This is a genomic window from Chryseobacterium jejuense (assembly GCF_900100075.1).
In the GTDB taxonomy this organism is placed as follows: Bacteria; Bacteroidota; Bacteroidia; order Flavobacteriales; family Weeksellaceae; genus Chryseobacterium; species Chryseobacterium jejuense.
In genome coordinates this window covers 428598-441467 of sequence record NZ_FNEG01000001.1, presented here as the reverse complement: position 1 = coordinate 441467, position 12870 = coordinate 428598, and the positions used below count along the sequence as shown (strand labels likewise).

At 35.0% G+C, this 12870-nt stretch carries 7 protein-coding genes; 3 read left to right on the top strand and 4 right to left on the bottom strand.

Features of this window, described 5'->3' with window-relative positions:
• Positions 1-109: 109 nt before the first annotated feature.
• A complete protein-coding gene (locus tag BLS98_RS01920) occupies positions 110-763 on the bottom strand; it encodes a CoA transferase subunit B (protein WP_068942400.1) in 654 nt (217 codons plus the stop codon).
• A 256-nt stretch (positions 764-1019) separates the two neighbouring features.
• On the opposite strand from BLS98_RS01920, the gene BLS98_RS01915 reads away from it, so the two are divergent.
• Positions 1020-2822 (top strand): ABC transporter ATP-binding protein, encoded by a 1803-nt coding sequence (locus BLS98_RS01915; protein ID WP_089733051.1) that lies wholly within the window; start codon positions 1020-1022, stop codon positions 2820-2822.
• 386 nt (positions 2823-3208) lie between these two features.
• Here BLS98_RS01915 and BLS98_RS01910 read toward each other — a convergent pair whose 3' ends face one another.
• Positions 3209-3910 carry a CoA transferase subunit A gene (locus BLS98_RS01910; RefSeq protein ID WP_089733049.1) on the bottom strand — a complete coding sequence of 234 codons (702 nt, stop codon included), beginning with the start codon at positions 3908-3910 and terminating at the stop codon, positions 3209-3211.
• A gap of 376 nt (positions 3911-4286) precedes the next feature.
• Between BLS98_RS01910 and BLS98_RS01900 the strand changes: the two genes are divergently transcribed.
• A complete protein-coding gene (locus BLS98_RS01900; protein WP_089733046.1) occupies positions 4287-5825 on the top strand; it encodes a toxin-antitoxin system YwqK family antitoxin in 1539 nt (512 codons plus the stop codon).
• A 521-nt stretch (positions 5826-6346) separates the two neighbouring features.
• On the opposite strand, the gene BLS98_RS01895 is transcribed toward BLS98_RS01900, so the two are convergent.
• Positions 6347-9094, bottom strand: a complete 2748-nt coding sequence (locus BLS98_RS01895; protein ID WP_089733044.1) for a fibronectin type III domain-containing protein — start codon at positions 9092-9094, stop codon at positions 6347-6349.
• 294 nt (positions 9095-9388) lie between these two features.
• Between BLS98_RS01895 and rplS the strand changes: the two genes are divergently transcribed.
• The gene (gene rplS / locus BLS98_RS01890) at positions 9389-9745 is read left to right on the top strand and encodes a 50S ribosomal protein L19 (protein ID WP_002980648.1); all 357 of its coding nucleotides are present in this window, start codon (positions 9389-9391) and stop codon (positions 9743-9745) included.
• A gap of 2508 nt (positions 9746-12253) precedes the next feature.
• Here the strand turns inward: rplS and BLS98_RS01885 are convergent.
• A complete protein-coding gene (locus tag BLS98_RS01885) occupies positions 12254-12697 on the bottom strand; it encodes an SRPBCC family protein (protein WP_089733042.1) in 444 nt (147 codons plus the stop codon).
• Positions 12698-12870: the final 173 nt, after the last annotated feature.

Genomic DNA, 12870 nt, shown 5'->3' with positions numbered 1-12870 from the left:
TCTGTATTCAGAATGACAGAAAAGGTCCTGATGACATTTCTATTCATTCTTTGAACGTAATTGGGATTGAAATAAAAAAACCTTGCGGCTAGCAAGGTTAGTATTGTATTTAGAATTGCATTTCAGGAATTTCACCTTCAATGATAAGGTCTGCTTCTGTTGCTTTGATAATGTCTTCTACTGAAACTCCCGGTGCTCTTTCCAGCAGTTTGAAACCTTTTGGAGTGACTTCCAGTACGGCTAGTTCAGTAACTACTTTCTTCACACAGTTTACCCCTGTTAAAGGCAGTGTACATTTTTTAAGGATCTTGCTTTCTCCTGCTTTGTTTACGTGCATCATCGCAACGATAATATTTTCTGCTGAAGCTACTAAATCCATTGCTCCGCCCATTCCTTTTACCATTTTTCCTGGAATCTTCCAGTTGGCAATATCTCCGTTCTCGGAAACTTCCATTGCTCCAAGGATGGTAAGATCTACTTTCTGTCCGCGGATCATCCCGAAACTAAAAGCTGAATCGAAGAATGAACCTCCCTCTAAAATAGTAATGGTTTGTTTTCCTGCATTGATGACATCTGCATCTTCTTCTCCTTCGAAAGGGAAAGGTCCCATTCCCAACACTCCATTTTCACTCTGGAATTCTACGGAAATACCTTCCGGAACATAGTTGGCAACCAAAGTCGGAATTCCGATTCCCAGGTTTACATAATAACGATCTCTCAGTTCTTTTGAAATTCTTTTGGCAATTTGTTCTTTTGTAAGCATAATTAAAACTTAGACTGCAATTTAATTATTTTCAGCCGAATACAAAAGGGGTTTCGAGACTGAAGGTTGGAAGCTGGAGGCTGAAGGTTAGTTTTAGTCGAAAAACTACGATACTACTCTATAATTACTTATATATTTTCAACTCCTTTCTTTTGGCATCCAGTTTTAAATCTTCCTCAACAAGAGATCTTTGTCATTCATAATTAACATCGTTAGTAAAAATAATATCATTAATTTTGTACCATTATTTACTAGAATGAAGATACTTTTAAAATACCTTAAACCTTATCAATGGCTGATTGTTATTTCCTTGCTATTGGCCACCATTAATCAGGTTTTCTCATTATTTGCACCTGCTATTACAGGGAATATTCTGGACCAATTGGTTACCCATCCTAATTTCTTTGATAAGGAAAAACTTCTGCCCAGAAATATTGATGATTACCTTTATGGAACTTCGGTATACCATGGAGCTTTCTATTTCTTAGGTTTATTGATCGGAACTGCGATGGTGAGTAGAATTGCCAAAGCTTTTCAGGATTATGTGGTGAGTGTTATTACTCAAAAATTTGGGGCAAAGATCTTTACAGATGGTCTAAAACATTCAATGGCATTGCCTTATCAGGAATTTGAGGACCAGAGAAGTGGTGAAACCTTATCTATTTTAACCAAAGTAAGAGAGGATTCCGTTAAATTTATTACCAATTTCATTAATATTTTCTTTGGTATTCTGGTAAGCATTATTTTCGTTTCAGTGTATGCTATCCGCCTGCATTGGTCGATTATGCCCGTGTATATTTGTGGAATTTTTCTGATTGCTTTTATCACTAACTTATTAAGTAAAAGAATCAAAGTCATTCAGAAAAATATTGTATCGGAAACCACGGCATTAGCCGGAAGTACTACGGAAAGTCTTAGAAATATAGAGATTGTAAAGAGTTTAGGCTTGACGAACCAGGAAGTTAACCGACTGAACAACAACACCTATAAGATTCTTGGACTTGAACTCAGAAAGGTAAAAAGCATCCGTTCTTTGAGTTTTATTCAGGGAACGATGGTTAATTTTCTTCAACAGATGATTACCCTGACGCTTTTGTATCTGATCTTTAAAAATGTTGTTACTCCTGGACAATATCTTTCCCTGATGTTTTATGGATTCTTTATTTTCGGGCCTATGCAGGAAATTGGAAATATTATTATTTCTTACCGGGAAGCAGAGGCATCCCTTCAAAATTTTGACCGTTTAATGAAAAAAGATGTTGAGGAAAAGCCACTTCATCCAAAACAAATCGGAGCTATTGAAGAATTGGAATTCAAACATATTTCTTTCAAGCATCAATCGGCTCAGTATAAAGCTTTGAATAATATTTCTTTTGATGTGAAAAATGGGGAAACCATTGCTTTTGTAGGACCAAGCGGATCTGGAAAAAGCACATTGGTAAAATTGTTGGTTGGACTTTACAGGCCTCAGGAAGGAAATATTTTCTACAATGGTATTAACGGAAAAGAATTTGATTTTGATGAACTGAGAAATCAGATTGGATTTGTAACGCAGGATACTCAGCTTTTTGCAGGAACCATTAAAGAAAATCTTCTCTTTGTGAATCCTAAGGCTACTGAACAGGAACTTGCTGTTGCCTTGCAGAAATCGAGCTGTACCGGATTACTGGAAAGAGCTGAAAAAGGAATAGAAACCGTCATTGGAGAAGGTGGATTAAAGCTAAGTGGTGGTGAAAAACAAAGAATTGCCATTGCAAGAGCACTTTTAAGAAAACCTCATCTATTGATTTTTGATGAAGCGACTTCCGCTTTGGACAGTATTACTGAGGAAGAAATCACCTCTACTATAAAGGAAATTTCAGAGGAAAGGGAACAAATTACCGTTCTGATTGCCCACCGATTAAGCACCATCATGCATGCAGATAAAATCTATGTACTGGAACGCGGACAAATTGTTGAAACAGGTTCTCACGACCATCTGATTGCTGAAAAAGGACTTTATTATGCGATGTGGAGACAGCAGATTGGAGAAAGAAAAACAACCGTTCCACAATCGTAATCATATATTCATCCGATTTTACACCCATTGTCATTGGCTATGTTAACCTTTGACAAAAGATGAATCTCATATAGCTTAGATTATTCTTTTACACCATTACATTCGGATGATAAGATTAAGTTTATTTTTTATTATCTCACAGATTTTGCGGATCTAGCAAATCATGAGTCTATAAAAATCTGCGGGATCTGTTAAATCTGCGAGAGAAAACAATTGTTATCAAAGAGATTCTTCATTCCGCGTTTGAACTACGTTCGCAAACCTCCAGTATGTATTCGGAATGACAGTACAACAAATAGAGATCAAAAAGAGTTAAACTTACTCAATAAAGAAAGCGCTGAATGAATTTCAGCGCTTTGTTATTGTATATCGTATACTTCAGAAATTTATTCTTTAGTTCTAACCGTTCTCTGCTCGATTCTCTTTTCAAATTTTTCACCCTGAAAAATTCTCTGAATCATAATTCCCGGAATATGAATTTCATTAGGATCTAATGCTCCCGGTTCTACTAATTCTTCTACTTCAGCAATGGTAATTTTTCCTGCACCAGCCATCGGATGATTGAAGTTTCTTGCAGATCCTTTGAAAATAAGGTTTCCGGCGTGATCTCCTTTCCATGCTTTTACAATAGAATAATCAGCTTCAAAAGCATGTTCTAAAATGTGAGGTTTTCCTTTGAAGTCTTTTACTTCTTTCCCTTCCGCCACTTCAGTTCCATAACCTGCTGGTGTATAAAAAGCTGGAATACCGGCCTGAGCCGCTCTACATTTTTCAGCCAAGGTTCCCTGTGGTGTAAGTTCTACTTCCAGTTCTCCTGAAAGCATTTGTCTTTCAAATTCAGCATTTTCTCCTACATAAGAAGAGATCATTTTCTTGATTTGTCTTTTATGAAGCAATAATCCTAACCCAAAGTCATCTACTCCGGCATTGTTTGAGATGCAGGTAAGATCTTTCACATCACTTTCCACCAGGGCGTTGATTGAATTTTCAGGGATTCCGCAAAGTCCAAATCCGCCCAACATCAGCGTCATTCCATCTTTAATTCCTTCGATGGCTTCCTTTGCATTTTTTACTCTTTTATCTATCATGAAATATTAGATTTTTCTGTTGGCTAAATTTAATAAAAATTTATCGTATCTGCGATCATTGGAAAAAGATACTGATCTCTATCCCATCCTGAATATCTATTTTTCGCATTAATAATATTACAATCAAACTTTTACAGCTAAAAGTGAACAAATCGGTTCATTTTTTACATATATCTCGTAAAATTGACTTATATTTGGCGTTCTAAATTCAAAAAACACCTTATTTTTAATCTTCGGATATAAACACAATATTAATATAGAAATTATTTCCGACAGTGTAGCCGCTGTCTCTTCAATGCTTTTACCTCTACTTTCATTCATATTGGTATTCAAAAGCAAATTATCACAAACTTAAAATCAGAACTTAATATACAACATGAAAAAACTATTTACGTCAGCGTTACTTGCATTAGTACTCAGCATCAACGTATATGCACAGGAGAAAACTTATTTTGATGAAAACTGGGAAAAGACTACCCAGGAAAACATGGAATATTACCGTGAAACGTCTCCTAAAGGTAAACTTACTCTCATTAAAGATTTTTATAAAAACGGAACACTTCAAATGGAAGGTTTAGCTTCTGATACTACTCCAAGTAACGAAGTTTTCGACGGTAAAGTGACATGGTACACCCCTGAAGGAAAAGTAATGAGTGTAGTAACTTATTCTAACGGTAAACAAGTTGGAGTTTCCCAATCTTATGATGTTAAAGGCAGACTGCTTGAGGATATGGTATATAAGGCTGATGGTAATTTTACAGGAAAAATGATCAGCTATAAGGATCCGGAAAATGAGTATTATTATAACACTCTTACTCTGTATGAGAATTCCGCTCCTACCCAAACCATTATTTATGATGAGGATATCAAAGGGATCAGAAGTGAAACCATTACCAGTAAAGATGGCAACTACGTTAATAAATATTACGGTGAAAAAGGAAAGTATATTGGCAGTCTTAGCTCTGAATCCAACAACGATGGAACTCTGGTAGACTATTACTATAATCCGATGAGGATTTCCAAAATTGAAAAATATAAAAGCGATGGTACCCTAAAAGAAGGTGTCATCTATGCTAAAAGCGGAAAGGTTCTTCAGGAGCAAAAAAGAGGTAAAAAAGATGGTTCCAAAACCACTTATGATGAATCCGGAAAGCAAATAGCTAATCTAACCTATCAATATGAGAAAGAGAATGATACCTATACACCAATGGATGGTGAAGATTATCAGTTCAGTTATGATTACAGCTACCTTTCAACCATAGATGTTTATAAAGGAGGTTCACAGATTCTTAATAAGGAATTTAATGAAGAAGGAAGACTTACTACTGAAAAGACTTTAAAAGAAGGTTCTACTCAGGAGATTAAATATTATGCTCCAGACGGAAAACTAAGATCTACCCTAACTTATAAGGAAGATATGCCTTACAATGGTACTGCCTACGAAGGACTTACTGAAATGCAGTATAAGGATGGTGTTCTGGTGAATACAAGAAACTACACTGAGGAGAATAAGCTGAAGTTTGAGAAGAAACTGAATGCTAAGCAAAATGCTTATGATGCAACTGTTTACGACAATAAAGGAAGTATTCTCTACACGTATAACCAGCCTGTAAATGAAGAAGAGTATGACTATTATAACTTCACTGCTCAGATTGTACAATATGTAAAGGGTAAACCTGTCAACAAGTCTTCTGTAAAAGGAGGTCTTCTTCAAAGCGGAAAAATCAAAATAAGAAACTACAACGGGGCAAAAGAGCTTGAACGCAGCGGAAAATGGATCTTATTAAAAGTTTATAATGTTGATGGAAAACTGATTCAGGATTCTAAGATTCTTGCTGATTCCGGCGATGATTTATACTCAACTGACAATCAAACGATCATTCAGGAAGATCAGTTGTATAGTGATTTTGAATAATGATACAATCATTTGAATATATAAAGCAGTTTCAGTTTTTGAAACTGCTTTTTTTAGGTTTAAAACCCTATGTTTTTTATTTCCCGCAGATTACACGAATTTCGCAAATGTTTGTGGAAAATTTGAATCATTAGTTTTTTTAAGAGGTGAAGAAAAGTTAAGAGAAACAGCTAAAGCTATTTGTTTAGCAGCATCTTAAATTCATCTTGGATGAAGCTTAACTTACCTTAAAATCTTCATTTTTCTTAATGGTTGAAAATTCTCATGTTTTTTAAAACGCAAAGTTTGATGATTGATACTGAAATATTTTAAGGGAGCTAAGAGGAATCAATTAGCATTGATTTGATGAAGCGAACGTTTTATCTAAAATAATTTTACTCTCGCAGATTGAGCTGATTTTGCAGATGTTTGTGGAAAATCTGAGGGATCTGTGTAATCTGAGGGAAAAAACATCAACGGAACATAAACAAACAGGCTGTCATTTCTGACAGCCTGTTGCTTTTATTATATTGTTATCTTAATTACTGGATAATCAATTTTAAAGTAAACAATTTTCTTGCGTGAACTTTTACAAAGTATACTCCTTTCGGAAGATTTTCATTCACTAAAGAGAAACGTTGGTTATGAATATTCTTTGATTCATATAATAATTCTCCTGCTGCTGATACCAATTCAATTTTCTCGATTGGATAATCACTCTTAATGAACGTTGGCTCACCTGGCTTCGTAGGGTTTGGATACAGAATTACATTTTTCTCTGTACTTTTCGCCTCATCTACCCCTAAAGATCCTGAGCCTACTTGGAACTGTACTCTGTTTGAAACTTCAGTATAAGAATCGTTGGTAAACATCACCATATAATAATTTCCGGGTGTGGTTGGTACGCCGTTTACATTTCCTGTAATCGTTTTGTTCCCCTGTGTCACTCCATCAAAATAAGTATAAGAAACAAAGTTATCATCCGGTGTCTGGATATTCTGAGGATAAATTCCTAACCAGTCTTTAATAATTCCTGGAGAATCCGTCCATGAAGCCGTAATATTTTCTCCTAATGAATATACTGGTTTGTTGATCCATAATTCAGTAACGATATCTCCTACTTTAAAGAATACCTTTTCTCCTATTCCATTATAGCCATCTTCTAGTAAATATTGAGCATAATAATATCCTTTTGGAAGCCCTGTAAAATTAAGTGTTCCGGATGCAGTAGTTACATAACTCCATTTTATGGAAGTAGTCGTTCCTGGAGTCTGCCCCATTTTATAAATTCCGACCCAGTCTTTCTGTAAACTTGGAGCATTTGTAAAATTAATGGTTACAGTTCCGCCTACCGGATAAGTATCTGCTGTAGCCTGTAGCTGTACTTTTGGACCTACATAGAAGCTTTTTCTTGATGCGATGTCTGTATATCCATTATTCGCAAAAAATCCTGCAAAATATTGCCCTTTATTAGGTAAACCATTGTTGAAAGCTGCTGTTCCTGCTGTTTGTCCATTGGTATAAACATAGGTCTGTGCAGTTGCGGCTCCTCCAGGTGTCTGTCCTTTTTTGTAGATTCCTACCCAATCCTGCTGATTTCCAGGACCGCCAGTAAACGTAGCAACAATAGGTTCGTTTTGAGCATATTCTGTTTTATCTAAAGTAAATGTAGGATTCGAAACCACACTTCCCGTAACTTCAAACTGCTTTACATCACTCCAGTCGCTCCACTCAAGGTTTCTGTCTCTGTAGCGGGTTTTCACATAATAAATTCCGTTCGGAATTGAATTTGCCGCTAAAGTTACTTTCGTAATATCTACCCCTTCATTTAAGTTCTTAGCTTTATCCGGATTTCCATTTCCATCCTTCCCGAACCAGTTTTCAAAATCACGGTAGAATTCCTTTTCAATGACAGAAAAATCTGCAGCTTTACTGATTAAGAACTGGGTTGTGTTTAAAAGTTCTCCATTAGATGATGAAAAAGCACTTCCATTCAATGTTAAAGGTAGCGAAATAGAACTTGAAAATGTATTGGTAATGGATGGTTTTGCCGGTTTTGGCTGATTTTTATACCTGTGGAATGAATCTACCAGTTCATTATTCTTCTTGGTATATTTCCCACCAATAGAGTAACATTCTACATCTACTTTTCCGGTTGGGATATCTACCTCCACGATCTGATAAGTCCAGTCCGTTAATGTTTTCTGAACATCATCAAAATCCTGTTCATTAGACATTCCCCAATATTGATCCCAAGCCGTTCCTCCTGAAATAATCTGGTAATTAGGTGTATTTTTCAGCTGTCCTCTGTGGTACAGGTGATGATGCGCCCCAACATGCATTAAATATTTATTGGAAGTCACCAAAAGTGGAACCGCATTATTTCTTACCCATGTGGAAATGTCTCCTACATATTGTTCTGCCTGATAAGGTCTGTGGCTTAATGAGATGATCCAGTCTACTGTAGGATCGTTATTGGCTTCGTTTAAAATCTGCTGAAGCCATATTTGCTGTGCAGATCCTGTATGTTCGGAACTTAAGCTGACAAACAGAACGTTCCCTGCCTGCTGAGCATAATAATTTTCGTTTCCTGAAGTAATCCCTTTATATTTGATCTCATCAATATAGAAATGCGCATAATAAGAATTCATTCCCAGAGTTCCGTAAGTCTCATGGTTTCCTACTGTGGTCTGAATTGGCAGATAAGGTGATAATTTGATGTTTTTTTTGAAGTGAACATTCTCATAATGATCCAATGTTCCTACATCTACCTGATCTCCTACCATGAAAGTAAGGGCAATATTATCCGATGGATCTGTATTGGCTCCGAATTTCTCTTTTAATTTTTTAAAAGCATTTAAAGTAAGACTGTCATACCTAGGTTCTGCTTTGATCTGGTTATCGCCCATAATCAGGAAACGGATCTTTCCATTGGCTGTTACAGGCTGCCCTGGTAAAGGCAGTGTTCTGAAATTGTAAACCGCAGATTCATTAGTTCCGGTTTTAATCTTATAATAGTACTTGGTGTTCGGCTGTAGATTACCAATTTTTGCCGTGTGATAATAGTAGTTATTGTTATACCCTGTATCTGAAAAGATGTTGGTAGTACCGGTTACCGTTACATTCAGATTGGCTGGGGAATCCCCGTAGATCACGGTTGTTTCGTTATCGGAAGCAGTCTTCCAATTGACGATCATGGAATTTGGAGTCGGGTTTTGTAGATATGGGAACAAAACCTGTCCGAACGCCATCTGAGCCGCGAAACAAAAAAAGAAGAAATAATGTTTCATAATCGCTTAATTTTAAAATGACATATAGAGTTTTAATTTGTAAATCAATAATTTAAAAAACCATCACTCTGATTTTTATTTCGGGCAAAAGTAGACGTCCCATATAAACTCTGCCTGATGGAATCTTAAAGAATCTGTTAATTTTTTAATGAAACCGGAATGAAAAAATTATTGTTTTTAGCACATTAAATATTTGGTAAATTCAAAAACTATTTTGTATATTTGCAGCCTGTTATTCAACCTCTGACGATAAGCGTGTAAGTTGCTTAGCTTTAACATTTTATTTTATTAATAATGGATTTATTAAAGTACGTACAAGACAAGTACATTGCGAAAAAAGAATTCCCTGAATTCAAAGCAGGTGATACAATTACTGTGTATTACGAAATTAAAGAAGGACAAAAGACTAGAACTCAGTTCTTCAAAGGAACAGTTATCCAATTAAGAGGTACTGGTTCTACAAAAACTTTCACAATCAGAAAAATGTCTGGTGATGTAGGTGTAGAAAGAGTATTCCCTATTAACATGCCTGCACTTCAAAAAATCGAGGTTGACAGAAGAGGTAGAGTTAGAAGAGCTAGAATCTATTACTTCAGAGATCTTAGAGGTAAAAAAGCGAGAATTAAAGACGCTGCTTACAAGAAGAAATAATTCAGACAACAATAAATGCAAAAGGAAGCTGTTTACTCGTAAACAGCTTCTTTTTTTATGGGTAATTGGTAATGAATATTAGTTTTATATCCTATCTCTTGTTTCTCCCACGAGTTTTGTCATCCTGAAAGGATCTTGGCTTTAATATGTTTTTATCTCACTATACTTTTGTCTTAAAACAAAAGTATACAAAAATTCAAGACTGGAATTATCCGCTAAAAATTGAAATGTACTCCTAAAATTTCCAAACTCGCATGGATCATCCGGTGCTGCTTCGATTCAAAATAGTGGCCATGCTCAGACAGTGGAAATTTTTTAACGGATTACATTCAAATTTTCTTAACGCTCCTAATTCCTAGGTCAATTTAACCATTAGTTTACATCTATCAGTAAAGACATGAGTAATGAGTAATGAGTAGTGAATGATAATAATACTGTTGTACGGATTCAATATTGATTATACTGTATACTATACGACCTTTTTAATATCATAACTTTTGTTTCTCCTGTGAGTTTTGTCGTCCTGAAAGGATCTTGGCTTTAATATGTTTTTATCTCACTATACTTTTGTCTTAAAACAAAAGTATACAAAAATTCAAGACTGGAATTATCCGCTAAAAATTGAAATGTACTCCTAAAATTTCCAAACTCGCATGGATCATCCGGTGCTGCTTCGATTCAAAATAGTGGCCATGCTCAGACAGTGGAAATTTTTTAACGGATTACATTCAAATTTTCTTAACGCTCCTAATTCCTAGGTCAATTTAACCATTAGTTTACATCTACCAGTAAGACATGAGTAATGAGTAATGAGTAATGAATGATAATAATACTGTTGTGCTGATTCAATATTGATGATACTGTATACTATACGACCTTTTTTAATACCATAACTTTTGTTTCTCCCGCTGGTTTTGTCATCGTGAAAGGATCTCTGTTTTGATATGTTTTTTATCTCACTATACTTTTGTCTTGAAACAAAAGTATACAAAAGTTCAAGACTGGAATTATCCGCTAAAAATTGAAATGTACTCCTAAAATTTCCAAACTCGCATGAATCATTCTATGCTGCTTCGATTCAAAATACTAGCCATGCTCAGACAGTGGAAATTTTTTAACGGATTACATTGAAATTTTCTTAACGCTCCTAATTCCTAGGTCAATTTAGCTATTCGTTTACATCTACCAGTAAAGAGATGAGTAATGAGTAGTGAATGATAGTAATACTGTTGTACTGATTTAATATTGATTATACTGTATACTATACGACCTTTTTTAATATCATAACTTTTGTTTTGTCTTCCTGAAAGGATCTCTGTTTTGATATGCTTTTTATCTTACTATACTTTTGTCTTAAAACAAAAGTATACAAAAATTCAAGACTGGAATTATCCGCTAAAAATTGAAATGTACTCCTAAAATTTCCAAACTCGCATGGATCATCCGGTGCTGCTTCGATTCAAAATACCAGCCATGCTCAGACAGTGGGAATTTTTTAACGGATTACATTGAAATTTTCTTAACGCTCCTAATTCCTAAGTCAATTTAGACGTTCGTTTACAGCTACCAGTAAAGACATGAGTAATGAGCGATGAGTAATAAGTAATGAGTAATGAGTAATGAATGATAATAATACTGTTGTACTGATTCAATATTGATGATACTGTATACGATACAACCTTTTTTAATATCACAAACTTTGTTTCTCCTACGAGTTTTGTCGTCCTGAAAGGATCTCTGTTTTGATATGCTTTTTATCTTACTATACTTTTGTCTTAAAACAAAAGTATACAAAAATTCAAGACTGGAATTATCCGCTAAAAATTGAAATGTACTCCTAAAATTTCCAAACTCGCATGGATCATCCGGTGCTGCTTCGATTCAAAATAGTAGCCATGCTCAGGCAGTGGAAATTTTTTAACAGATTACATTGAAATTTTCTTAACGCTCCTAATTCCTAAGTCAATTTAGCCGTTCGTTTACAGCTACAAGTAAGACATGAGTAATGAGTAATGAGCAATAAGTAATGAATGATAATAATACTGTTGTGCTGATTCAATATTGATTATACTGTATACTATACGACCTTTTTTAATACCATAACTTTTGTTTCTCCCGCGAGTTTTGTCATCCTGAAAGGATCTTGGCTTTAATATGTTTTTATCTCACTATACTTTTGTCTTAAAACAAAAGTATACAAAAATTCAAGACTGGAATTATCCGCTAAAAATTGAAATGTACTCCTAAAATTTCCAAACTCGCATGGATCATACGGTGCTGCTTCGATTCAAAATACTAGCCATGCTCAGACAGTGGAAATTTTTTAACGGATTACATTGAAATTTTCTTAACGCTCCTAATTCCTAAGTCAATTTAAATATTCGTTTACATCTACCAGTAAAGACATGAGTAATGAGTAATGAGTAATGAGCAATAAGTAATGGGTAATGAATGATAGGTGATATTCTCTATGTAAGTTTTATATTCTGAAGAATTCAGAGTATACTATTATTTTTTGTAAGGTGTTCCATTTCCCGTTTCCAGGAAGAGCTTTAAGCTGCCTAAGAACTGTATCCAGCCATTGGAGCAGATATCATAACATTCAATATCCGGGTTTAAGCCGAGGTGGGTAACTTTTATCCGGGAATTTTCTTCAGTTTCTTCTATTTCCCAAACGATTGTTGTTCCAATCCATTCTGTCTGATTCTTTAACTCCGGAAGGGCAATTAAAGAGTCTTCAACATTCCAGATCATTTTCGTATCAGAGATTGCTTCTTTCACCTGCATTGTTTTGTAAATATCAGCACCGAATCTTATTGTGAATATGTCTCCCGTTTTTTCGGAAGCCCCTTCAAACATTTCAGTCCACCAAAGTGGAATATGATAAGCTAAAGCATTGTAAGCTTTGCTAGCAGTCGTTTTTACTTCTATTGTATTCGTATAATTGTTCATGGTATCTATTTTAGTTTGGTTATACAATGTTATAGAAAATATTTCTCAATGAACTTTGCATAGGGTAAGAAATAGATTGATAGGCAATACCTTAATTTATTTAGACCATTAAGAGATAATAAGGTTTTAAGAATATTAAGAAAGCTTCGCAGCTTATAAAAATCTTAATGGTC

Excerpts from the sequence above, each read along its gene's own strand:
- BLS98_RS01920 (WP_068942400.1), bottom strand. The coding sequence starts at position 763 with ATGCTTACAAAAGAACAAATTGCCAAAAGAATTTCAAAAGAACTGAGA.
- BLS98_RS01915 (WP_089733051.1), top strand. The coding sequence starts at position 1,020 with ATGAAGATACTTTTAAAATACCTTAAACCTTATCAATGGCTGATTGTT.
- BLS98_RS01910 (WP_089733049.1), bottom strand. The coding sequence starts at position 3,910 with ATGATAGATAAAAGAGTAAAAAATGCAAAGGAAGCCATCGAAGGAATT.
- BLS98_RS01900 (WP_089733046.1), top strand. The coding sequence starts at position 4,287 with ATGAAAAAACTATTTACGTCAGCGTTACTTGCATTAGTACTCAGCATC.
- BLS98_RS01895 (WP_089733044.1), bottom strand. The coding sequence starts at position 9,094 with ATGAAACATTATTTCTTCTTTTTTTGTTTCGCGGCTCAGATGGCGTTC.
- rplS (WP_002980648.1), top strand. The coding sequence starts at position 9,389 with ATGGATTTATTAAAGTACGTACAAGACAAGTACATTGCGAAAAAAGAA.
- BLS98_RS01885 (WP_089733042.1), bottom strand. The coding sequence starts at position 12,697 with ATGAACAATTATACGAATACAATAGAAGTAAAAACGACTGCTAGCAAA.